This window comes from Bacillus sp. V33-4 (assembly GCF_002860225.1).
In the GTDB taxonomy this organism is placed as follows: Bacteria; Bacillota; Bacilli; order Bacillales; family Cytobacillaceae; genus Bacillus_BJ; species Bacillus_BJ canaveralius.
This window is the reverse complement of the sequence record NZ_PGVC01000022.1, coordinates 1-22747: the sequence shown is the minus strand read 5'-3', so window position 1 is coordinate 22747 and position 22747 is coordinate 1. Positions and strand designations below refer to the sequence as shown.

At 39.4% G+C, this 22747-nt stretch carries 31 protein-coding genes and 2 pseudogenes; 10 read left to right on the top strand and 23 right to left on the bottom strand.

Features of this window, described 5'->3' with window-relative positions; genetic code table 11:
• Positions 1-226 precede the first annotated feature (226 nt).
• Entirely contained in the window at positions 227-1480 is a 1254-nt protein-coding gene (locus tag CVD23_RS08205) for an MFS transporter (RefSeq protein ID WP_180955598.1), read from the top strand.
• An 89-nt stretch (positions 1481-1569) separates the two neighbouring features.
• Here CVD23_RS08205 and CVD23_RS08200 read toward each other — a convergent pair whose 3' ends face one another.
• From CVD23_RS08200 to CVD23_RS08175, 7 genes are all read right to left on the bottom strand, one after another.
• Positions 1570-2934 carry an MATE family efflux transporter gene (locus CVD23_RS08200; RefSeq protein WP_101665712.1) on the bottom strand — a complete coding sequence of 455 codons (1365 nt, stop codon included), beginning with the start codon at positions 2932-2934 and terminating at the stop codon, positions 1570-1572.
• A 103-nt stretch (positions 2935-3037) separates the two neighbouring features.
• Positions 3038-3217 carry a response regulator transcription factor gene (locus tag CVD23_RS21905; RefSeq protein WP_180955597.1) on the bottom strand — a complete coding sequence of 60 codons (180 nt, stop codon included), beginning with the start codon at positions 3215-3217 and terminating at the stop codon, positions 3038-3040.
• Between the two features lie 140 nt (positions 3218-3357).
• A complete protein-coding gene (locus tag CVD23_RS21635; RefSeq protein ID WP_142382890.1) occupies positions 3358-3567 on the bottom strand; it encodes a hypothetical protein in 210 nt (69 codons plus the stop codon).
• Positions 3534-3986: a methyl-accepting chemotaxis protein gene (locus tag CVD23_RS08190; protein WP_374702624.1), complete on the bottom strand. Its 453-nt coding sequence runs from the start codon at positions 3984-3986 to the stop codon at positions 3534-3536. The genes CVD23_RS21635 and CVD23_RS08190 overlap by 34 nt, the downstream gene beginning before the upstream one ends.
• 295 nt (positions 3987-4281) lie before the next feature.
• Positions 4282-4680, bottom strand: a complete 399-nt coding sequence (locus CVD23_RS08185; RefSeq protein WP_101577501.1) for a VOC family protein — start codon at positions 4678-4680, stop codon at positions 4282-4284.
• Positions 4677-5456, bottom strand: coding sequence for a phosphosulfolactate synthase (locus CVD23_RS08180; RefSeq protein ID WP_101577500.1), 780 nt, complete (start codon positions 5454-5456; stop codon positions 4677-4679). Before CVD23_RS08180 ends, CVD23_RS08185 begins: the two co-directional genes overlap by 4 nt.
• Positions 5453-6145, bottom strand: a complete 693-nt coding sequence (locus CVD23_RS08175; protein WP_101577499.1) for a 2-phosphosulfolactate phosphatase — start codon at positions 6143-6145, stop codon at positions 5453-5455. The genes CVD23_RS08180 and CVD23_RS08175 overlap by 4 nt, the downstream gene beginning before the upstream one ends.
• 266 nt (positions 6146-6411) lie before the next feature.
• Between CVD23_RS08175 and CVD23_RS08170 the strand changes: the two genes are divergently transcribed.
• The 4 genes from CVD23_RS08170 to cysC are packed head-to-tail and all read left to right on the top strand — an operon-like array spanning position 6412 to position 9991.
• The gene (locus CVD23_RS08170; RefSeq protein ID WP_101577498.1) at positions 6412-7122 is read left to right on the top strand and encodes a phosphoadenylyl-sulfate reductase; all 711 of its coding nucleotides are present in this window, start codon (positions 6412-6414) and stop codon (positions 7120-7122) included.
• 16 nt (positions 7123-7138) lie between these two features.
• Positions 7139-8242 carry an inorganic phosphate transporter gene (locus CVD23_RS08165; protein WP_281258885.1) on the top strand — a complete coding sequence of 368 codons (1104 nt, stop codon included), beginning with the start codon at positions 7139-7141 and terminating at the stop codon, positions 8240-8242.
• Positions 8239-9408 carry a sulfate adenylyltransferase gene (gene sat, locus CVD23_RS08160; protein WP_101577497.1) on the top strand — a complete coding sequence of 390 codons (1170 nt, stop codon included), beginning with the start codon at positions 8239-8241 and terminating at the stop codon, positions 9406-9408. Before CVD23_RS08165 ends, sat begins: the two co-directional genes overlap by 4 nt.
• Positions 9398-9991, top strand: coding sequence for an adenylyl-sulfate kinase (gene cysC, locus CVD23_RS08155; protein WP_101577496.1), 594 nt, complete (start codon positions 9398-9400; stop codon positions 9989-9991). The genes sat and cysC overlap by 11 nt, the downstream gene beginning before the upstream one ends.
• A 42-nt stretch (positions 9992-10033) precedes the next feature.
• Here the strand turns inward: cysC and CVD23_RS08150 are convergent, their stop codons facing one another.
• The 4 genes and pseudogenes from CVD23_RS08150 to CVD23_RS22405 all read right to left on the bottom strand — a co-directional run.
• A complete protein-coding gene (locus CVD23_RS08150) occupies positions 10034-10519 on the bottom strand; it encodes a branched-chain amino acid aminotransferase (protein ID WP_101577495.1) in 486 nt (161 codons plus the stop codon).
• A gap of 134 nt (positions 10520-10653) precedes the next feature.
• Positions 10654-10803: a hypothetical protein gene (locus CVD23_RS21900; protein ID WP_180954847.1), complete on the bottom strand. Its 150-nt coding sequence runs from the start codon at positions 10801-10803 to the stop codon at positions 10654-10656.
• On the bottom strand, positions 10790-11029 hold the full coding sequence (locus tag CVD23_RS08145; RefSeq protein WP_245917425.1) for a hypothetical protein: 240 nt from the start codon (positions 11027-11029) through the stop codon (positions 10790-10792). Before CVD23_RS08145 ends, CVD23_RS21900 begins: the two co-directional genes overlap by 14 nt.
• Before the next feature lie 56 nt (positions 11030-11085).
• Positions 11086-11190 (bottom strand): annotated as a pseudogene (locus tag CVD23_RS22405) (arsinothricin resistance N-acetyltransferase ArsN1 family A); the annotation flags it as partial.
• A gap of 170 nt (positions 11191-11360) precedes the next feature.
• On the opposite strand from CVD23_RS22405, the gene CVD23_RS08135 reads away from it, so the two are divergent.
• The gene (locus CVD23_RS08135) at positions 11361-12674 is read left to right on the top strand and encodes an RNA-guided endonuclease InsQ/TnpB family protein (RefSeq protein WP_101665710.1); all 1314 of its coding nucleotides are present in this window, start codon (positions 11361-11363) and stop codon (positions 12672-12674) included.
• A 142-nt stretch (positions 12675-12816) separates the two neighbouring features.
• On the opposite strand, the gene CVD23_RS08130 is transcribed toward CVD23_RS08135, so the two are convergent.
• Positions 12817-13239, bottom strand: coding sequence for a GNAT family N-acetyltransferase (locus tag CVD23_RS08130; RefSeq protein ID WP_101665709.1), 423 nt, complete (start codon positions 13237-13239; stop codon positions 12817-12819).
• A gap of 120 nt (positions 13240-13359) precedes the next feature.
• Here CVD23_RS08130 and CVD23_RS08125 point away from each other — a divergent pair, with 120 nt between their 5' ends.
• Genes CVD23_RS08125 through CVD23_RS08115 form a run of 3 tightly spaced genes read left to right on the top strand, consistent with a single transcriptional unit; the run spans position 13360 to position 14980 of the window.
• Positions 13360-13815: a MarR family winged helix-turn-helix transcriptional regulator gene (locus tag CVD23_RS08125; protein ID WP_101665708.1), complete on the top strand. Its 456-nt coding sequence runs from the start codon at positions 13360-13362 to the stop codon at positions 13813-13815.
• A gap of 57 nt (positions 13816-13872) precedes the next feature.
• A complete protein-coding gene (locus tag CVD23_RS08120) occupies positions 13873-14739 on the top strand; it encodes a permease (protein ID WP_101665707.1) in 867 nt (288 codons plus the stop codon).
• A 55-nt stretch (positions 14740-14794) separates the two neighbouring features.
• Positions 14795-14980: a hypothetical protein gene (locus tag CVD23_RS08115; RefSeq protein ID WP_101665706.1), complete on the top strand. Its 186-nt coding sequence runs from the start codon at positions 14795-14797 to the stop codon at positions 14978-14980.
• A gap of 345 nt (positions 14981-15325) precedes the next feature.
• Here CVD23_RS08115 and CVD23_RS08110 read toward each other — a convergent pair whose 3' ends face one another.
• The 11 genes from CVD23_RS08110 to CVD23_RS08065 form a co-directional block, all read right to left on the bottom strand.
• Entirely contained in the window at positions 15326-15526 is a 201-nt protein-coding gene (locus CVD23_RS08110) for a hypothetical protein (RefSeq protein WP_101665705.1), read from the bottom strand.
• 19 nt (positions 15527-15545) lie between these two features.
• Positions 15546-15872, bottom strand: a complete 327-nt coding sequence (locus tag CVD23_RS08105; protein ID WP_101665704.1) for a YnfA family protein — start codon at positions 15870-15872, stop codon at positions 15546-15548.
• Between the two features lie 34 nt (positions 15873-15906).
• On the bottom strand, positions 15907-16266 hold the full coding sequence (crcB, locus tag CVD23_RS08100) for a fluoride efflux transporter CrcB (protein ID WP_101665703.1): 360 nt from the start codon (positions 16264-16266) through the stop codon (positions 15907-15909).
• The gene (gene crcB, locus CVD23_RS08095; protein WP_101665702.1) at positions 16263-16637 is read right to left on the bottom strand and encodes a fluoride efflux transporter CrcB; all 375 of its coding nucleotides are present in this window, start codon (positions 16635-16637) and stop codon (positions 16263-16265) included. The genes crcB (CVD23_RS08100) and crcB (CVD23_RS08095) overlap by 4 nt, the downstream gene beginning before the upstream one ends.
• A gap of 198 nt (positions 16638-16835) precedes the next feature.
• The gene (locus CVD23_RS21895; RefSeq protein WP_180954855.1) at positions 16836-17006 is read right to left on the bottom strand and encodes a hypothetical protein; all 171 of its coding nucleotides are present in this window, start codon (positions 17004-17006) and stop codon (positions 16836-16838) included.
• Positions 17007-17127: 121 nt separating this feature from the next.
• Entirely contained in the window at positions 17128-18897 is a 1770-nt protein-coding gene (gene arsA, locus CVD23_RS08090; RefSeq protein WP_101665701.1) for an arsenical pump-driving ATPase, read from the bottom strand.
• A 17-nt stretch (positions 18898-18914) separates the two neighbouring features.
• The gene (gene arsD / locus CVD23_RS08085) at positions 18915-19262 is read right to left on the bottom strand and encodes an arsenite efflux transporter metallochaperone ArsD (RefSeq protein ID WP_101665700.1); all 348 of its coding nucleotides are present in this window, start codon (positions 19260-19262) and stop codon (positions 18915-18917) included.
• A gap of 49 nt (positions 19263-19311) precedes the next feature.
• Complete coding sequence (arsC, locus tag CVD23_RS08080) at positions 19312-19734, bottom strand: arsenate reductase (thioredoxin) (RefSeq protein ID WP_101579244.1); 423 nt, start codon at positions 19732-19734, stop codon at positions 19312-19314.
• Positions 19735-19770: 36 nt separating this feature from the next.
• Positions 19771-21066, bottom strand: a complete 1296-nt coding sequence (locus CVD23_RS08075; protein WP_101665699.1) for an arsenic transporter — start codon at positions 21064-21066, stop codon at positions 19771-19773.
• Positions 21067-21082: 16 nt separating this feature from the next.
• A complete protein-coding gene (locus tag CVD23_RS08070) occupies positions 21083-21421 on the bottom strand; it encodes an ArsR/SmtB family transcription factor (RefSeq protein WP_101579246.1) in 339 nt (112 codons plus the stop codon).
• 188 nt (positions 21422-21609) lie between these two features.
• Complete coding sequence (locus CVD23_RS08065) at positions 21610-22308, bottom strand: ArsR/SmtB family transcription factor (RefSeq protein ID WP_101665698.1); 699 nt, start codon at positions 22306-22308, stop codon at positions 21610-21612.
• A gap of 152 nt (positions 22309-22460) precedes the next feature.
• On the opposite strand from CVD23_RS08065, the pseudogene CVD23_RS22400 reads away from it, so the two are divergent.
• Positions 22461-22691 (top strand): annotated as a pseudogene (locus CVD23_RS22400) (flavin reductase family protein); the annotation flags it as partial.
• Positions 22692-22747: the final 56 nt, after the last annotated feature.

Here is a 22747-nt window from a genome sequence, read left to right as displayed (position 1 = left end):
ATAATGGTTTGATCCATCAAGAATCTATTATAGCAAAACTCTCCTGCATCTCGTCTTTCGCAGCTTTTTTCACATGTTATTTTTTCTTGGATCACAGTCATAATTTCGTTAAAAAATAACAAAATTCCCTATTGCCAAAACATAATCAGAGGATTATGATAACTAAGGAATTTCATGTCAGTCAGCCCAGGTTTATTTTTATAAATGAAAGAAGATGAAATCAACAATGGCACTTATTAAAAGTGTGAACGATAGTAACGAAAAGTTGAGTATTCAAAATGGAATTGGCACATCGATTGTTTTAAACATAAGTAACAACTATTTTCCGTTGTTCGCAATAAGTGTTTTAGGTGCCACCAATTATCAGGTAGGATTAATAAGTTCGCTGCCTCAATTTATTGGTATGTTTGCGATGCTGATCGGGTCTGTTATCTTAGGCCGGCTTGGACAAAAAAAGAAATTTACCGCATACTCGTTTTTATTTACCCGTCTGTTTTTAGTGGCGATGTTTTTTGTCATTTATATTCCATCTGAATACAGAAGCTGGCTGTTCGTTCTTTTGGTTGGCATGATGAATCTTCCGGGATCATTTGCAAATTTAAGTTGGCAGGCCTTTATTGGCGATATCATTACAGAGAAGAGAAGAAATGATTTTTTTAGCGAGCGGAATAAAATCATTACAATTGTTGGGATGGGCGCCACTTTTTTAATGGGTTTACTCTTGCAACAATTTGATAAAAGCAATCCTGTTCCTTATCAGATCTTGTTTTTGTTTGCCTTTTTTGTCGGCTTGCTTGAAATTTATTATTTAAACAGGCATGTTGAGCCCCGTGTTGAGAAGGAAACGAACAGCAAGTCATTTAAGCTGGGTGTGAATGTTTTTAAACATAAACCCTTCCTGTACTTTCTGGTTTGTGGACTGTTTTTTAATTTTGCCTGGCAGATGTCCTGGTCATTGTTTAATATTTATAATATTAAACATGCAGGAGCGACAGCTTTATGGATTAGTTTAATTGCTGTGGCCAATCAAGTCAGCCAAGTTGTCAGCTTCAAATGGTGGGGCAGAATGGCTGATAAGCACAGCAATGCGAAAATGCTCGTGTTTGTTTCATTAGGAATGGCATCTGCTCCGATATTGACAATTTTATCGACAAATCTGATTTACTTAATTGTCATCAATACTTTTTCCGGATTGTTTGTGTCGGGGACAGTGTTGCTGCTGTTTAATCAGCTTCTTGAAGTAACGGAAGATACAAATCGCAGCAGCTGTATATCCAACTACAATATTTTACTCGCTATTGTTGGATTCATCGCTCCGCAATTCGGTGTGTATATGCTTGAAACAACGACGATGGAAATAGCAATGGGACTCTCTAGTGTTATGAGGGCATTAAGCGCGGTTTTGTTTGTTGCTCTTTACGTTTACTTAAAGAAAAGACATTTCTATGGCGGCCAGTTACAGGTCAACCATCTAACATAAAAAAATCAATTACTTGAATTGCGCAGGCTGTCATGGAAATAGACAGCTTTTTCTATTTCCTATAAAAAAGAGCTGCTTGCATTTTGGGGTCAGGCCCCATGTGTGCCACTGCTAAATTTCCGTTTTTGAATATATATGAGCCTCATCGATAAACAAATGCCCGCAGCCAATAATCCTATCGTCAAGCCGATCCAGTATCCGGTCGCCCCTAATTTGGTATGGTGGGCTAAAATAAAACCAACAGGAAGACAGATAAGCCAATAAGCAATAAGTGTCATGATAAAGGCGATATTTACATCTTTATATCCTCGTAAAGCAGCCTGCGCGGTTGCCTGGATCGCATCGGAAATTTGGAAGAATAAAGCATAGATCAAGAAATGGGCTGTTAACGCAATAACAGCTGCTTCGTTGGAATAAACGCCGGCAACCTCGTAGCGGAAAATAATGACCATTAATCCTGTGCAAAGTGCGATCAACACGGATAACGCAATTCCCATCCAGCTATAGATTTTTGCATCTTGATAGCGCCGTGCCCCTACTTCAAACCCTACTAACACGGTCAAAGCGATCGATATACTGATCGGGATCATATAAAGGAAGGATACGATGTTCAGCGCAGATTGGTATGATGCAATTGTGGTAATATCAAATCGGCTCAACAAAATCGTGACAACGGCAAACATGCTAGTCTCAAAAAAAGTCGACAGCCCCATTGGCACACCGATTTTTAAAATTCCCTTACATTCCGCCAATGAAAAATGATTCATACTTGAGAAGACATTATAAGCGGAAAATGGCTCCTGCCGGGCAATAATCCATGCCGTTACACCTGATAACATCCAATAGGTGATCGCGGTTGAATATCCCGCTCCCGCCCCTCCAAGCTCCGGAAAACCGAACTTGCCGAAAATCAATACATAATTCAAGAAGAAATTAATAGGCAATGAAGCGATGGTGATGATCATAACGATCCTGGTTTTCCCGAGTGAATAAATAAAAGCCCTTAACACATTAAAGATAAATAAGGGAATCATTCCAAAACTTAACGCAACCAAATAATCATGAGCAGTTTGCGCTACACTTGGATTGAGGTCCATGTTTTTTAAAAGCGAATTGAGTGCAAAAATACCAACTATGATAACCAACAGCGCAATCAAAACAGCCAAATAAATACCGTGAGCCACAACAGACGTGATTTCACTGTTCTTCTTCTCACCAAAGCGCTGGGCCGCAATCGGGGAAACGGCAAGCAAAATACCGCTTAACCCGGTAAAGATGGGATTCCAGATCGATGAACCGATCGCCACTCCTGCCAGATCTGCCGGATTATATTTACCTGACATCACCGTATTAAAAAACACCATTGAAAACATCCCAAGCTGGGTGATGAGGATCGGAATTAATAAGATCAATATTTGTGTCATTTTTTCCTTGTTGTTAAATGTTTGATTCATCGAGGGAAACTCCTTCTGGTTTCTGTAAACAGCTTCTACTATTTTACCATGAAGGCCGGAGGTATATATTTATAATTGCTTTGCTGCACGATGAGGCATACCATTATGGATGCATCCTTCTCTTCTTAAGACCAGTGTCCAGTATTTTTAAATCATAATCATTATATTTTTCAGGAATTTGCAGTCCGGATGTGAGCCAGTACACTTCATATTCTTTTGATTCCAGCTCTTCCTTGACCCATTTTCCAATTTCTAGATCATCTTCTATATATAAAATTTTCATACGCGCCCTCCCAGCTTCTCTCATTTCATCTTACAATAGTTATTAAATATCGAGAAGGCATCATTTTCTATAAAAGTAAAAAAGCAGAGAACTCTTTATGAATTCTGCTGCTTATTAGTCGTTCCAAACTACTATCCAAATTAGAACTTAAACTGTCTGGCAATGCTTTGCAATTCTTGTGCGGTTTGGGCCAATGTGACCGTGGCAGCACTGACTTCTTCCATTGAGGCGGTTTGCTCTTCAGTTGCTGCTGCAATCTCCTGAGCGTATTCGCTTGTTTTGACGGTTGTTTCATTGACTCCAACCATCGTGTCAACTAAAGAAAAGGTTCCTTCGTTAATCTGATCCAAGAGGTTGTTACGTCTTTTAGCCGGTCTACTACCTGAACAACTGCTGTCGTAATTTCCTCAAAGGAATGACCAGCATTATTAACTAATTCAATTCCTGTTTTTACGGCAGTCTCACCTTTTATCGTTGATTCGACTGCCTGGTTGACGCTTTGCTGAATGTCTTTTATTAGGTTATTAATTTGCCCAGTTGATTCACCGGACTGTTCCGCTAATTTACGGACCTCTGCTGCGACGACAGCAAAGCCTTTTCCGTGCTCACCGGCCCGGGCAGATTCAATCGCGGCATTAAGAGCCAACAAGTTTGTTTGTTCTGCTATGCTCTTTATGAGAGAAACTATTTTCTCAATTTCCAGCGACTTTTCGTTTAACATCTGAATGACACTTCCGGTTTCAGATGTATTTTGATTGATCATCTCCATTTGTGCGATGGCAATATCAACCAATCGAAAGAATGAATTTAACAGAAAAGACATGGATATGACTATTTAATCGGGATAAATAGTAAAAATTATAAAAATTGAACATGATTCTTTTTGCCTATATTCAACATTATATTACTAATATCGACAAATTTCGCTAGGTCTTTAGTATGATTTTATGTTTTTAACAAAAAAATTTAAATATTTTGATTAATGGAAGAATTTGTGATAGGAAATAGCTGCTAATGCGATCAAAAATAAAAAGAGAGCAGCAAACATCCGCTCTCAGGTAAGTTTAATAGACCATATTTATATTATAATAGTATTTAAATTCAAGTAAATTATTAGCCGGGTCGATTAAAAAGAATGTTTCATGCTCTTCCTGCTTTCCGGCAAAACGAATCGCAGGCTCATGAAAAAATGGCAAATTTCTTTCATACGCATAATTGAGCGTGTGCTCAAATTCTTGTCTTTCCATAAATGTAATCCCAAAATGGCGCGGATACATTTTAGGCTGTAAATCAATACTTTCGGGGCTTAAATGGCAGACGAGCTGATCACCGAAAAAGTTGAAAGTTGCCCTGTCGTGGTATCTTCTTGCCAGTTCACAGCCAAGCTTTTCATAAAATGCTACTGTCTCATCCAGGTCTTTGCAAGGAATGGCGAGATGGAATACTTTGTTGGAAGCTCTCACTTATTCTCCTCCCTGTCGAATAAATAAAATGTATCGGAACGTAGTCCAAGTCGCAGCGTTTCCAACGGTATAGCATCAACTAATGGTATGTTGGCCAAATTTACACTTGGCCCGGCCAGCTTGATAAAAGCAGTTTGCATTTTCTTGGTTGGAGCTTCAAAAATGATTTGATTTATATCGATTCCGGATCTATATATGTCATCAATAATATCAAACCGCATTTCCCCGTCTCCCAGACAAAGGCCGCTTGTTCCGCTTTCACGCGCTTCCGTTATCACTTTTTTTGCGCCTGCTTCAAGGTCTTCCAGTATAAATTCAATCCAATCAACAGAATCAATGGATCCTGACACATCACTGTCTTTACTTCCAACCTCGCTGAAAACGTAAAATTCCGACGAAAATTCGTTGATAAATTTTGCTTTGTCTCTGTTGGCTATCTCGATTGTCCCATTGGAGATTTCAACATAGTTACAACCAAACTTTTTTAAGTAAAGATAGTAATCGTCCAGTTTTTTCTGGCTTAAAAACTTCTCAAACAAAGTTCCACCGAAAAAAAACTCAACATTATTTTCCCGTAAACAGGCAATTTTTTTGGATATATTATTACTCACGATTGATGTGCCCCAGCCAAACTTCACAAAATCTATAAATTGCCCGGCATCTGTTATCGTATCCTCCAAAAAGCTCATTGGTGCACCGTTATCTATCAAAATCGTCAGACCACTGTTTCTAGGTTTGTTTTGCCTAACAGGCAGACTTAATCCCGCATAACTCATAGTGTCACCATCAAAATTCTTGGTATTCCTCGTCCAACGTCAACCCTCATTACAAATTCTTCCGGCAATTCTTTTATACAAAAATAAATATCGTCATGGTCAAACTCGGGTTGTGATTCATCAAAAAACTTTTCGGCCGCCCGGCAGTTTACAATTCTTTTGACCACTTCCTCGGCTTTCATTGAATATACCCCTTCGATGATTGATTTCATATATTGCGCACAAGCTAAATCGTCATCCCCGTCCGGATGCGAAGCAATAATATTGATGACCGCATCATCAATTTGAGCTGCTAATTTTTTCACATATTCCGCTGTTGACCTTGCGTTGCTAAACCCTGTAACAAAAACGTCATTTGCTTCTAATGCATTCAGTGTTGCTTTTACACCGTTTGTCGTTTTTTGCACGATTGTTTTGCCAAACATGTTGTGTGTTGATACATTCCTGGGGGAGTTATCGAGATCAAATCCTTTAATCGGCAGGCCGCCAACCTCGCCTGCCAATAGGCAGTTCGGGTATTGTTCCTTTAACCTGACAGCCTGACTTACTTCCTTTACAAGTAAAATTTCTTTTACGCCTCCCCGAAAAGCGTAATGTGCAACGGTGAATGCACGAATTACATCGATCACAATGTTGATATCGGAAGGTTCTAACTGGTGCTGATGTCCTTGATGAATGGTAATTTTCATTAGCACTCTCCTGCTTAACCTGAAATTGATTGAAATATTAACATAGAAAACTCCACAACCATTATAAGTATATTCGCCTATTGGTAAAAGGTACCTTATCCCCCGGATTCTGCGGAAAACGCAATAAATAGGCGCCGTTTTAGCGAACATTTCCCCCAAAAAATGAATAATCTGCTTTAGGCTTTAACCTAATTTTTAAGGTTAATCGGGTGTTTGGACGTGAATGTCCCTTTACCCAAAACTTTTCTAAAAGCGAGGGGAAATCGATGGAAAGTGCATTAACATATGAGACTTGGAATGAAGCGAATTTACAGCAGATATTGGGACAGTTGCGTGATTCAATGGATGTGCTGAAGTGGGCGACTCGGCAATATGGCAGCAGCATCGTATATGCCTGCAGCTTTGGAGCGGAAGGTATGGTGCTTTTAGATTTATTATCGAAAGTAAATAAGGAAGCAAAAGTAATTTTTTTGGACACGGATTTGCATTTTAAAGAAACATATGAACTTGCTGACAAAATAAGAAATCGATACAAAGATTTTTCAATCGAATTCGTTAAACCTAGTTTAACCATTCAAGAACAGGCTGATCAGTATGGAGATGAACTATGGAAGCGGAACCCGAATCTTTGCTGCCAGCTGCGAAAAATTGAACCTCTTGCTTCAGAGCTGTCCAAGGTCGATGCCTGGATTTCGGGCTTGCGCCGGGAGCAGTCATTAACGAGGAGAAACATTCAATTCATTAATAAGGACGACAAATTTAAAAGTATCAAAATTTGCCCGCTCATTCACTGGACATGGAATGATATTTGGGAATATATCCAGTTGAATCAACTTCCATATAACCCTCTGCATGATCAGCATTATCCTAGCATTGGCTGTGCACCTTGCACGGTGTCTGTCGAAGGACCTGCAGATTCCCGGGCTGGAAGATGGGCAACAAGCGAAAAAACTGAATGTGGACTGCACAAGTCATGATGGGAGTTGTACAACATTGATTGTTATTGTCCTTGCTTGTGCAGTCGGTCTTTTCTTTGCGATGAATATCGGGGCAAGCGGTGCAGCCGCTTCGATGGGAATTGCTTATGGTTCCGGGGCTGTTAAAACAAAGCGGATTGCATTGGTTATATGTGCCATTGGAGTGATGCTTGGAGCTGCACTTGGGGGCGGAGAAGTTGTGAAAACGCTTGGTTCGAAGATCATCCCCCAGGATGTTATCAATGTCAATATCTCACTGATTATTCTTGCATCGGCGACGATATCGCTTTTTATAGCCAACCTGGCTGCCATACCTTTATCAACAAGCGAGGTTACCGTAGGGGCGATTGTCGGCGTTGGCATTGCTTTTAAAAAGGTGTATATCGGGTCGCTTCTCACCATCGTCATGTACTGGATTTTCATTCCAATCATCGCCTTTTTCCTCGCCTATTTTGCTGATAAGCTCATCAAGAAAATGGAGCACAAGCTCACTTTCCTGAAAGAAAAGCGCTGGGCCAAAGTTCTAGCCCTGCTTGTGATTGCAACTGGCTTTATGGAGGCTCTGTCAGCCGGGATGAATAATGTGGCCAATTCTGTGGGACCGCTTGTTGCTGCAGGGCTTATCCATGTTAACAGCGGGATCTTTATAGGTGGTTTATTCGTTGCTTTGGGTGCATTATTACTCGGGGGCAGAGTGATTGAAACGAACGGAAAAAAAATCACTGAATTAAGTCTTTTACAGGGCAGTGCGGTTTCTGGCCTTGGGGCAACTCTTGTGATCATCGCGTCCTTGTTTGGAATTCCGGTACCGCAGACCCAAATCACGACATGCAGCATTCTCGGAATCGGAATGTCCAGCAAGGGATGGGAAATATGGGAAAAAGATGTGATTAACAGGTTGTTGAAAGTCTGGTTTATGTCACCGTTTTTTTCCCTTGTGCTTTCGTATAACTTGGTAAAACTGTTTATGGATTTTGACCTTTATTCGATTACAGCAGTCCTATGTGTGTTTGTGGCTACTGTCGGCTTTATGAGCCTGATTAAACCAAGGAACAAGAAAAAACCAGTATTTTATAAGAAACCAGTAACTGTAGAAGCTGTTAGGAGGAACATAACATGATTCAGCCACACGGTGGAGTGTTAATAAATCGTGTTGACGAGGAACTTCCGGTCAATGATGAAAATTTAATCGTAGAATTGGATAATATCTCATTTAGTGATCTTGAACTTATTGCGATTGGCGCTTACAGCCCGTTAGAAGGTTTTATGGGGGAAAATGATTATCGTTCCGTTGTCAGAGAAATGCGCCTCAGCAGCGGGCTGCCATGGAGTATTCCGATTACCCTCCCTGTTTCAAATGAAGTGGCGAAAAATATTCATTACGGTGAAACCATTAATCTTGTTAAAGATGGAATCGTATACGGTGTAATGACAGTAAAAGATTTGTTTATGCCGGACAAAACAGAGGAAGCGAAGCAAGTTTTTAAAACAGCGGATCTGAACCACCCCGGTGTAAGAAAATTGTTTGACCGCCCTGAAGTTTATTTGGGCGGACCTGTAACACTTGTAAAGCGTCCGACAAATGATGAGTTTGCTGGTTATTACTTAGTGCCGACAGCGACTAGGGCCATGTTTGAAAAACTTGGCTGGAACACGATTGTCGGATTTCAAACGCGAAATCCTGTCCACCGCGCCCATGAGTATCTGCAAAAATGCGCACTTGAAATGGTTGATGGTTTATTTCTTAACCCGCTTGTCGGCGAAACAAAGGCGGATGACATTCCAAGCGATGTCCGAATGCGAAGCTACAAAATTCTACTAAAGCATTATTATCCAAGCGACCGCGTCTTTTTATCGGTTTTCCCGGCTGCGATGCGCTATGCAGGACCTCGAGAAGCCATATTCCACGCCCTTGTCCGGAAAAATTATGGCTGCACGCACTTTATTGTCGGGCGTGATCATGCCGGTGTTGGAAATTATTACGGCAGCTATGATGCCCAGAAGATTTTTAGTATTTTTTCCCAAGAAGAAATTGGCATTCAGACAATATTCTTTGAAAATAGCTATTATTGCCGCAAGTGTGAAAACATGGCATCATCGAGAACATGTCCACATGGAAAAGAACACCATGTGTCCCTTTCCGGAACAAAGGTTAGAGCCATGCTGCAAAACGGGGAGATGCCCCCGAAAGAATTCAGCCGCCCGGAAGTCGCCAAAATACTAATCGAAGGCATGCAGCAGCAATCACTATTCCGATCAGGGATGGTGGCAAACGATGGCAAGTAATATTGTATGGCACCCTTTGACAGTGACAAAGGCACACAGACAAAAAAGGAATGGGCATCGCAGTTTCGTATTGTGGTTTACCGGTTTGTCCGGATCGGGAAAATCGACGCTCGCCAATGAAGTTGACCGGAAACTGTTTACATTAGGGGCAAAAAGCTATGTTTTAGATGGTGACAATGTTCGTCACGGTTTAAACAAAGGGCTTGGATTCAGCAAAGAAGATCGGGTTGAAAACATTAGGAGAGTTGGCGAAGTCGCCAAGCTATTCGTCGACAGCGGGCAAATTGTTCTCACTACCTTTATATCCCCTTTCCGTGAAGATCGGCGCGCAGTCCGCAACCTTTTTGAACAAAGTGAGTTTATTGAAATTTATGTGAAATGTCCGCTTGAAGTTTGTGAAAAACGGGACCCTAAAGGCCTCTACAAGAAAGCCAGAAAAGGGGAAATCCGAGATTTTACAGGAATTGACTCCCCTTATGAAATACCTGAAACGCCGGAATTAGTCATTGATACGAGTCTATACTCACTTGACGATGCAGTTGCGACCGTGATCAGATATTTGATAAAACAACAACTGATTTGAACCGGTTGCCGTTCCTCTGGCAGAGGAGCGGTTACTTTTGATTTATTTCAATTCTGCGGAGCATTCGTGATCCGCCGCCTCAACCAGTTTAAACAAAAAAAGATAAATCAGGTTATACGCTTCTCCGATTGACAACTCTTCGTGAAAGGCGTTCACATAGTTCAGTGTAAAATTTAAGTTCCATAAACCGTCTGCATGATCGAACATTAAATCATATTTCGTTTCTTCCCCGTTTAATTCTTGATTAAGGTATGCCTTTATTCTGGCTTCCGCTGCTTTTTTGAGCTTTAAACCAACCATGGTATCATATGTTCCGAAAACATCATCAACTTCCAATGAAACAGCATCGATTCCGATTTTGTCGAACCAATCAGACTCGAGATAAATAAATTCATTTTTGTGTTTTTCAAGGTATGCAATCGGCCGCTCTAAAAATGCTGGTGTTTCTGCAGCAATCACCTGTTCTGATTCCTTATCACACCGTTCAATACAAGCGTCCGCGAAGCGGGACTCTATTTTTCCTGACAATGTTAAAACCTCCCCGTTTGGTGTTTTTTATGTAGCAGAGCGAGGGTCACAATAATAGTATGTCCCTTTCTGTGAGTGATTGGTATCGTTCGCCTTACAGGATGCTCATAACAAAAACCGCCTGGCCCGGCGATTCATTTGCAATCCGAAAATACAATCACCGGTCGGATGCGGTTTTTCTCTAACAGCTTTGTCAGAATGGCAGCTACCTCGATCATTTTCTCAAATTTATTTCTTGAAGTAAGTGACTTGATTTTCGCCCTGGCTTCTTCAATCGAATTCATAATACCACACCCGATCACTTATATATTTAATCTTCCCTTCAGATTCTGCTTTTTTCCACCGCTGGATGCATAGTTTATCAAGAATTTTAGCTTCTTCCTCATCACGGGGACGGGTGCGGATTTTTCGCTCCGAACTAGTTGTCCGGAGCAAATTACGTTCAACATCACTTTTCTTTTCATCGATTGATCTATTTAAATCAGAAAAATCCATCTGTTTCACGTTCATCACTCCGATTATCTTGGTACTTCCAGTATATCATCCGAACGATTCCACAAGCCAGATCAGCAATTATTATTGATAATCTTTTCCATAATCATTACGTCAACATAACGGCCATCCAGCATTCCCTGATTCTTAAACACACCGACTTCCCGATAACCATTTTTACAGATTAGTCGAAGAAAGCCCACTGCTTCAGCTGTGGGATGAATTCGACATAAAAGGTAAAAAAAATAGAGTGACAAGGAGAGTGATTCCTTGTCTTTTTCTATTTATAAAGTTTAAAATAAAAATATAAATAGCGAACCTGCGTTCGTAAAAGAAAGGAGGACAACACGTGAAATTAACTCATAAGTTTAAAATTCCATATAAAAAAGATTTATATCATCAATTAAAAAATAAACAACTTGAATCCGGGAAATGCTGGTCCGATGTTGTTCGATATGCAAATGACCATTATTTCACTTTTAAAAAATGGATTTCGACTTCCGAACTTGTGAAAATGACTAAAAATACGTATGACCTTCATTCTCAAACCGTTCAAGAAATTGTCGCCAAATATGATGAAAATCGAACATCTACTTTAACTAAACGTCGAAATGGAGATAAAAACGCTAAATATCCTTGGCGATCTAAACGCTTCTTCTCCATTCCATATAAAAAGTCGGCTATTAGCGTGAAAGACAACATCATCATCTTAAAGAACAGCAACTATTCAAACAAGTTATCTTTAAAAAATATGGTCGAAAAGAAGAAGAAAAAAGGCTGGAACGAAACGGTCAAAAAACAAAAAGATTATATCGAAATTCCAAATTTAGCGATTGAAAACTTATCCAACATTTCTTATGCAGAAATTGTTTATAAAAACGGTTCGTATTGGTTTCATTATGTCATTGAAGTTGAAGAAGAAGCAAAAGTTAAAAGATTCAAACCTGCTGGTTCTGATTTAGGAGAAATTCATTCCATCACGTTGGCAACTGAAGATAAAGCTTTAGTGATTTCCGGCCGGGCGATTCGTTCCATCAAACAACGCAGAGCCAAGTTGCTTTCTGAACTGTCAAAGAAAATCAGCCGATGTAAGAAAGGCTCCCGGCAACAGAAGAAGTATATCAAAGCTAAAAATCGTTTAAAGTCAAAATCAGATGCTCAAATTGAATATTTGATCCACAAGTCTACAAAAGAAGCGATTAACTTTTTAGTACAGGAAGAAGTATCTGATCTGGTGGTTGGAAATCCCGAAGGGATTGAGAAGAACAGCAAAAAAGACGAAAATAAAAAGAAGAAAAATAATAAAACCAGAAGACAGCAACTCTCAGGCTGGTCTTATGGTGAATTCAAACAACAATTAAAATATAAATCCGAACTTAAGGGCATCAACATTCACTTCGTGAATGAAAGCTATACTTCTCAAGACTGCCCTTTTTGCGGTGGAAGGCATAAAGCCAATGGCCGCAAGTTTAAATGTTCTGTACACAATACAGAAATCCATCGGGATGTGAACGGGGCACAAAATATATGCCGGAAAAGATTCGCGATGGAGACAAAATCGGTCGATGTTTTGTATCGACAACCCGTTTGGTACCGAAGGTACCTGACAGTAAAAAAACGTAAGGAAACAAGTGATAAAAGTATCGCCTGGAGGAAGGCGTAGTAGGCACGACACCGCCCTTTTATTGGACTGTTTCTCCAATAAATGTTGCTTGCCGTATCCCTGCCTCTGCTTTAGGTCCCTTCTCCGGAAGGGGCTATACCTGAAATAAGCAAGGTAATAGCAAGAAAAGAAGCCCACGGCTTCAGTCGTGGGTGGTGTCACGGTAAAGGCCCTGTCCCAACTTATTAAAAGGCAGGGTAAATAAAACGATTTTATTAAAGTTATTCTTCATGGCAATTCGTTCGATATTGGATAAAAGAATTGAGCCGATTCCCCTGCCGCGATACTCTCTTTTTATGTAAATGGACAAATCGGTGACTCCGTTATACGCGCATCGATTCGAATAACGATTCAACGATGCCCAACCGACAACTTCATTATTTTGCACGGCTACTACAACGGCAAAACGCTCGTTATGCTGGCTAAACCAATCTTCCATATAATCCAAGCTCTTCTGATCCTCTTCTAATGTAGCAACCCGGTCTTCAATTCCTTGGTTGTAAATTCGCAAAATCGATTGTAAATCCTCTTTGGTTGCCAATCTTGTCTCGATATCCGTGTTCAAACCCGATCTCCCCTTCTTACTTGGTATTTTTAAATATTGTATAAAATTATTTGCATTTTGAAAATAAAATAGTTGCAAAATGCAAATAAATAATTTATAACTGAACTAGAGGTGAATTTAATGGAAAATAACAACTTAAGAAGTGTGTTTCAAATGGTGGTCAGAAGGTTTGGCTTTCTCAATGAACGATGCTGTGAGAGCTGCTGCGGAGAAGATGTCAGCCTGGTTCAGAGCCATATTATTTATGAAATATCAAGACAAAACGAGCCTTCCATGCAAGATGTCGCCGGTGAACTTGGCTTGGATATTACGACTTTCAGCCGGCAGGTCAAGGCACTTGTTGCGCAAGGACTAGTGAAAAAGACCCCTCATCCTCTCGATAACCGGGTGAACATTTTGTCGCTTACTGCTGAAGGCAAGAGAATTGAAGAAAACATTAATCAAGAGATGAATAATTATCTTAATCAAATTTTATCTCATTTGAGCGAGTATGAACGTGAGTCTGTCATCCGGTCGATGACACTGTTGGACGATGCGATGAGGAAATCGGAAAACTATTGTTGTCCTCCGAAATAAGGAGAATTAACTTTTACATATATACTTGCATTTTACAAGTAATAAAGGAGGATTATTATGTGGAAAGATGTAATGATTAGTTTTTTAGCGATTGCTCTTGAGTTGACTATCTTGTTCTTTATTATCTCTTTTGCAGTCAGTATTCTACAAGGATTAATGCCCTATGACAAAATGGAAAAGTATTTATTTAACGAAAATAAGATTGTTGGAGCTGTAATTGCAGTCATTTTAGCATTTGTTACACCGTTTTGTTCATGTTCGACGATCCCGGTTGTTGTCGGCATGCTCCAGAAGAAAATCAGATTCGGTTTTGTGATGATTTTCTTGTTTGCGTCACCAGTTCTTGACCCGACGATATTAACTTTGATGGGTGCCCTGCTCGGATGGAAAGTAGCGATCATCTATACCGTCATTACCACGATCTTTTCCATCGTAATAGGTTTCACTCTTGAAGCTTTTGGTTTTGAAAATGCCGTTAAAAATGTGATCATCTCAGGCGGAAAAGAACAGAGCAGTAAATTTAATCTAAAGAAAGCTTGGGATGAAACATTAAGCCTAATGAAGACCGTTTATCCTTATCTCATTATCGGAGCTTTCATTGGTTCAATCATTCATGGAGCAGTTCCTACAGATTTCATTACAACGTACTTTGGTGGTGACCAATGGTGGTTAATTCCTGTAGCGGCGATCATTGGTATCCCATTGTATATTCGTCTTTCAACGATGATTCCAATCGCGCAAATGATGATTGTCAAAGGGATGGCATTAGGCCCTGTGATGGCAATAATGATTAGTTCGACCGGCGCAAGCTTACCGGAAGTTGCACTGCTTAATTCGATTTTCCATAAACGTTTAGTTGTTGCCTTTATTTTATCTGTATTCTCAATGTCTACACTTTCGGGCACGCTGTTCTATTTTATATAAGGTATTAATCTTTTATAAAAGATTGATATATAACAAATTAAAAGGAGTGGTTACAATGTTTTCTTATGAACAACATATGTTAGTTGATTTAAAGAGGAAGCAAATAGAAAAAGCTGCGAATGAAGCTTGGAAGTTTGCCTCAATCACAAAAGAAAATAGGTTTGTAAAGGTAGTGAAGAATTTGAAAGTGAGTCGAGAAACTAGTGTATTAAGCCAGCCACCTAGTTGCAGCGAATGCTAACGAACAATAAAAATAAAAAATGGAGATGATCTTATGTTTAACCTATTCAAAAAGAGTTCTGAAGAAAATGCAAGCTGTTGTAATGTTCAGATCGTAGAAGTAAAAGATCAGGGAACTAATGATGAAGATGAATGTTGTTCGTCCGAAAAAAAAGAACAATGCTGTTCTAACAATGAGCATGACGAATGCTGTTCCAGATAGTGTCGCTTTAAATTATTGACTCTATCAGATCCCCCTTCAAATTGAAGGGGGATTGAATCTTTTGAGTAAACGCCAAATCCGGCTTTTAAATGCTTGATAAATAAATTATATGGAGTTACCTACTCCATTTCTGGATGGCAATTGTCAGCCGCCTTCTATACAAGTTGCACTGGAACTGCCAATTTTTTCATTTAATTCAGCAAGAAGCAAAATAAGAATTTCTTCTTTGATCACAGACTCTAAGGTTTCGTCAGTTAGTTGGATATTATATTTATTAAATACTTCTTTTGTAGACTCCCAAACCAGAACAATAGACTTTGGAGACATATTCGATTGAATCACCATTTAATTTCACCCCTTATATTTATGATTGTCTCGGTCCCCACAGCATAATGGAAACACCTATCATACAAATAATGGCACCAATCCAGTCATATGTATCAGGAGTTTTTTTATCTATCCCCCATCCCCATAAAACAGATAGAACGATAAAAACTCCCCCGTATGCCGCATAGACTCGGCCAAAGGAAGGAAACGACTGAAATGTTGCAATAACCCCGTATAAGGCTAAAGATAATCCTCCAAAAATGCCCAGGTAAAATGGCTTTCCTTCCCGTAGCCATAGCCAAATAAGATAACCCCCGCCAATTTCTGCAATACCTGCAAGTATAAATAACATAATAGAATACATTTGATAACTCTCCCCCATCTGGTGTCATTGATTGTTAAATATTGAGTCCGATCGCGACAGCAATGCCACTTAAAATTATCGAGCTTAATACATATATTAATGCCAATTTAATATCTTTGGATTGCAGCAGCATGATTACTTCATATCCAAAAGTTGAAAAAGTTGTGAAAGCACCACAGAAACCGACACCAAATAGAAACCATCCCCACTCCTCTATTTGATTACCAATATGCAGATTAGCAATGAAACCCAGCAGAAATGAACCTGTGATGTTAATAAGCCAGGTTCCCGTTGGAAAAGGAAATAATCTTTGTGTCCGTTTATTTATAATCGTACCTAATATGTATCTGGCAGCAGCGCCAAAAGAGCCACCCAATCCAATTAACCAAATCATCCTGCTTCACCTTTAACATTTGCTAATTTGTAGCCAATGAAAGTAAGAAATACACCTAAGATCATACTCGCAAGAATGTATAAAATGGCGAAGAATTCATTGCCATTTTTCAATAAGTTAATTGTTTCGAGTGAGAACGCTGAAAAAGTAGTAAAGGAGCCAGTGAATCCAGTGCCGATAAACAAAACTGTTTCGGGTCTGACGGTTTTTCTTTCACTTACGGACGTTAAAAACCAGCCAAGGAATAAACATCCTAACAGATTAATTGTTAAAGTGCCTATTGGGAACCTGTCTGCAGCTAACCACTCTCCAAATGCATACCTGCAAATAGCACCGAAAAAACCACCAATCATCACATAGAGCACATTCATTTTATCACCTATCTTTATCAAACAAATCGTTTTTATTAAAATTATTATTTCATAAAAAACTGGTTTGTTGGTAGTTTTTAGAACATTTTCATTATATAAAAAATCCTGCCTATATTTTTGGCAGGATTCATCAGCTTGTTCATTATTGGTTGTTAGTCATTGGATATTGTATTCTAATGTCCAATTAAGAATGTTTTGTTAACAACAATCACTTTCATTCCCTAACAATACAAGTCCATTTTTCTCCTGATTAATTTCGAGAGTAAGACTTTCTGTATAGGGTTCAATATTAGGATCAATTGCGACATGTATCCCATTAATAGTTACCACTTTATCATCTTTATCTGGCTCATCCAGAGCCAGCCCCACCTGTGGTTTACCTCAGCCAAAACCTGCAAAATATACACGAATATTTGAAGCATCCCGTTCTTGAAACAATTGGTTCAAGAGATCACGAGCCTGATTTGTAATGTTCAATTTGTTCCACCTCTCAATGATTAATAAGATTTTTTATTTGTTGATATCCTATATTTTTATCCTTTAACCATGGAATAACAGCGGCTTTTTTTGCTATTTCATTCTTTATTGTTTGAATCCAGTAATTCTCTGCCAATGATCGCCCTCTTAAAACTGGATCGGTTGTATCAGTAGCATGAAAACTTTGATTAATGATCCACCAATTAGGAGAAATTTCAGCACGTCTTAAATCTTCCTGCAATCGCTTTGCCTCCAAAACAGGTGTAGCTTCAGGAAGAGTAATGATAATGACCTCAGTTTCTTTAGTGTTTCTTAAACGAGGTAGGAGGTCCTTTACACTTTCTGATACTTCTCCAGTAGAGCGCTCCAATTCTTTATGGTAGGATTGAGCCGCATCAAGAAGAAGCAAAGTATGGCCGGTTGGTGCTGTATCTATAACTACGATTTCATCTTTGGATTTTGCTACCACGTCAGCAAACGCCCGGAAAATGGCGATTTCCTCTGTACAAGGTGATTCCAAGTCTTCTTTTATATAAGCTATTGCATCTTCATCCAAATCGACGGAGGCTTTGCTCAACACTTCATTTCGATATTTCTCAACTTCTGTTTTCGGATCAATTCGGCTGATTGATAAATTCTTAGGAACATCGTTCACTCCTAATATATTAGCTAAGTGTGCAGCAGGATCCGTTGTAGTTAAGTGAACACGATATCCTTTTTCTATAAGTCCCACTGCGATCGCTGCAGCAATCGTTGTTTTACCAACTCCACCTTTCCCCATCGTAAATATTACACGAATTCCCCGCTGATCTAAATCATTAATTACATCTTTAAAGTCAGGTAAAGAAAGAATTTCGAGTTCTTGATAGGATATTTCTTGGATTGCTTCTTTCTCGAAGAATTTTGTTAATGCATCTGTTCCTGTCAGAGAATAAGAAACGAGAGGTGTTTCAAATAATGATAGTGTCAATAAGTACTCAGGTATTTGAGATAATGCATCTTGCTGCTTCTGATAAAAAGCAGCAGAAATTTCATCATCTTCTTTGACGTGTTGAAGAACCCCGTTAATCAATACCATTTGATTTAAAATACCAATTTCACCAAGTTCCTTTGCTGCTCTCTCTGCTTCTTTAAGAGAAGAAACATCTGCGCGTGCAACAAGGACCAGTGTTGTTTTGTTCTTATCGGAAAGTGCCTCAACTGACTTGGTATACAATTCTTTTTTATCAGCCAAGCCGGACAGTGGACCTAAACAACTGGCTCCATGATTATTGTCATTTAAGAAATCCGTCCAGGCAGTCGGAAGTTGTAAAAGCCGCAACGTATGACCTGTTGGTGCTGTATCAAATATGATATGATCATACGTTTCTGTAATATAGGGATTGGCCAACAGATTTGTAAATTCATCGAAGGCAGCAATTTCAACTGTACAAGCGCCCGATAATTGTTCTTCCATAGTTTGGATGACACTGTCAGGCATCTTTCCGCGATATGGACCTACCAATTTTTCACGATATTGCCTTGCTGCCTCTTCAGGATCAAGGTTACAGGCAAAAAGACCTTTTACTTGTGGTATCGGGATAATTTCATTGCTCAATTCTACTTCAAAGACATCCTGTAGATTGGAAGCTGGATCCGTGGAAACGATTAAAACCTTGTTTCCCTTGTTTACAAGAGCTATAGCTAGTGCGCTTGCAGTGGATGTCTTGCCAACTCCTCCTTTTCCGGTAAAGAACATGTATGGTGTTAGACTGACTTCTGCCGGGTTAAATACAGGAAACATAAAAGCCACCTTCTCCCTTATAAAAGCTTATTTGTAGATTTCTTTATTGACAATTCACTGGTGTCCATTTCAAACCACTCTGCCAGTTCATCGTTTGTAGGATATGCTGCTTCTTTTACTATGACATCATTAAATAACACAATCGGTAATACACTAGGGCCTTTTTCATTTAACAACTGAGATATCTTGGCGTTATCAATAAAAACATCTGGTTCACTAGCTAAGTTATACCTTTTTACAGTAAACCCTTTCCCTTCTATCAGGAAAAGTGCAGAAGCAATACGCGTCAATTCGGGATCTACACTCGGTCCACACACCCCGGTCGGGCAGCACATTGCTGGATCAAATACCTCTAGTTTTTTCATGTGATTACACTCCTTGAAAGAATAGCCGAGATTTCTCCCGGAATCGGTATTACTTTCCTGTTTCAGCAAATTGCTTAATGCGTTCTCCAATTTCATCACGTACACGTTGAAAAACTGCCCATTTCTCTTCATCGGTTCCTTCAGCTTTTGCAGGATCGTCGAAGCCCCAATGGTCGCGTTTTATATGAGGAGGAGTCATTGGGCACTTGTCTGCTGCGTCACCGCATAAAGTGACAACAAAGTCTGCATTGTTTAATATTTCAGTGTCAATGATGTCTGATGTTTGATGGGAAATATCAATATCTACTTCCTTCATTGCTTTAACGGCATTTGGATTTAACCCATGTGCTTCGATTCCGGCACTGAGAACTCGCCACTGATCACCTAGAAATTTTTTTGCCCATCCTTCGGCCATTTGGCTGCGGCATGAGTTACCTGTACACAAGAAATAGATGGTTTTTTTATTTGACATGTTTTACTGCTCCTTTTCCTTTGTTTTATTAACTGGTTAAATTATGAGTAACCATAGGTACAACCCTAATAATGTGATAAACAATACCGGAATGGTTAAGACGATTCCCGTTTTAAAATAGGTACCCCACGATATTTTGACACCCTTCTGCGATAGAACATGCAACCACAGCAAGGTTGCCAGAGAACCAATAGGTGTAATCTTAGGACCTAAATCTGACCCAATAACATTTGCATAAATAAGCGCTTCTTTCATTGTCCCCGCAGCTGTAGTATCTGCGATAGCGAGGGCATCAATCATGACAGTAGGCATGTTATTCATCACCGAAGAAAGAATCGCCGCAATGAAGCCCATCAACATCGTACCGGCAAATAACCCTTCGTCAACCCCGATTTGGATTACATCGGCCAGGATAGTTGTTAGTCCCGCATTACGTAGACCGTAAACGACCACATACATTCCGATTGAGAAAAAGACGATTGCCCAGGGAGCGCCTTTTAGGACTTGCTTCGTATTGACTGCCGGGCTTTTTCTTGCCATAAATAAAAAGAAAATCGCGATAATGCCAGCAATAATCGAGACAGGTATATTGAAGAACTCACTGGCAAAATAGCCAACCAATAATACAGCTAATACTTCCCATGAGAGGCGAAACATTTTTTTATCGCGAATCGCGTCGACTGGTCTTTTTAAATCATTCAAGTCATATCGCCTTGGAATGCTTGTTCTAAAATAAAGAAATAAAACTACAATGCTGGCTACTAGTGAAAACAAGTTTGGAACGATCATTCGGGAAGCATATTCACTAAAACCAATTCCAAAAAAGTCTGCCGAAACAATATTCACCAGGTTACTGACGACTAAAGATAAAGACGTTGTATCAGCTATAAAACCACTTGCAATGATAAATGGGAAAACCATTTTCTCATCGAAATTTAATGCTCTTACCATTGCTAAAACGATCGGCGTTAATATTAGTGCTGCTCCATCGTTCGCAAAAAATGCCGCTACAATCGCTCCTAATATCGATACATAGACAAACATTTTGATTCCATCACCTTTAGCTACTCCCGCCATATGAAGTGCAGACCATTCAAAAAATCCTATTTCATCAAGAATCAAGGAAATGATGATAATCGCAATAAAGGCAAGTGTTGCGTTCCAAACAATGTTCGTTACATCGAGAACATCCTGAAAATCAACGACTCCAACGATAAGGGCTAGAATCGCTCCTCCACACGCAGACCACCCGATCGATAAATTTTTCGGCTGCCAGATGACAAGTACGAGCGTCACTAAAAAAATGACAGATGCTAAAACAATCTGTAACATTGGTTGCTATCCTCCATTAATCACATGAAATTCTCAATCCTTGCTGCTCTAGCCAAATGAATTTTTCTTCCTGACTCGGAACATGCTTTAATACATCTCGAACCATAGGAAAAAAAGCATTTTCGCGATTTAGGGAGTAAATAATCCACTGTCCTCTTCGGTTCTCTTTGACTAAACCGGCATCTTTCAATTTTCGTAAATGCTGGCTGATGGCAGGCTGAGACATTTTAAAGATATCAACAAACTCACAAACACAGCATTCATTAATCATAAGCAGGCCTAACATCGCTAAGCGTGTTTTGTCCCCTAAAAGCTTTAGTATCTTGGCATTATCTTCTAATGACCTGTCTCCCATTGCTACCCTCCTTTATAAACATATAAGAACTTACTTATATAATAAAACACTTATATTTAGAAAACAACAATAAATTTTAAAAGAGAGAAAATGGTTCTGTATCCTTTTTATATTTCTGTGCAAATGCTTTTAAAATAAAAAGCCGACGTTAACTATTCTGTAGATAACCCCGGCTCGTATCTATTTCATTATTTGTTAATTACAACATCAATCGAAAATAATTCTTTCAGGCCGGTTTTTCCAACTGAAGTGATTTTAATTGCCCTCGTCTGTGGTATTCGCTTGATCCACTTTAACTCTAACAGTTTTTCAAACAAAGCATTTCCTAAAGCTCCTGCCAGGTGCGGACGTCTTTCGGTCCAATCCAAACATTTGTGAGAAAATGAGCGGCGTTTTCTTTTAACTTGTTGGATGTCAATCTGAAGGCTTAAAAAGAACTGCTCTCCTTTTTCGGTAATGATAAAATCTTTCTGTTGTTCTTTAATCATCCCCATACTAATTAAGGAATCGGTGATTTTCACACCTAAATTTCCTGCAAGATGGTCATAACATGTTCTCGCTGCACGAATCTCCTTATCCTCTTTAGCTTGTTTGAATGACTTAATTTGATTCGTTGGTGCTATTGATAACAATGATTCCATCACTTGAGCAACTTCCGGATTTCGGATCCCATAATATCGGTGTCTGCCCTGTTTTTCAACGGTTATGATGTTTGCATCGACCATCTTATGCAGATGAAAGCTTGCTGTCTGGGGTTTGATGCCTGCCATATACGCTAACTCGCTTGCAGGATGGAACCGGCCATCCAGCAGAACTGTTAAGATGGCAGCTCGCGAAGCTTCGCTAACTATCGAAGCAATGATAGCAATATTCGGGTTTGCATTCAGCTTAATCTCCTCCTTTTGTGTAATCCATATTTCGATGATAGTAGAAATATATAAGTTTTACAATATAGTAGAGCACAAATAAGGAGGAAAATAACAGTGAAAAACGTAATTGATATCCCAAGTACTGAGGTTATTAAACCTAAAGTTCTTTTGAATCTAAATCTGTAAAACCTTCTCGAATCGCAGAGTGTCCGATTCAAATTGAGGCAAAAGTAAAGCATATTAGAATTCCTGATTACTCTCCCTACTTTGCTATTGTTGAAACACAAGCTATCAATGTCCATGCCCACAAGGAGATTATTATCAGGCATAATCATATCGATCCAAATAAATGGAGTCCGATTATCTATAATTTCCGCCACTATTTCGGTCTTGGAGTATGAGTAAAATGTTTGTAGGAGAATTATTTCCCTTCTCATCCAGATAATGGCGTAGCCGT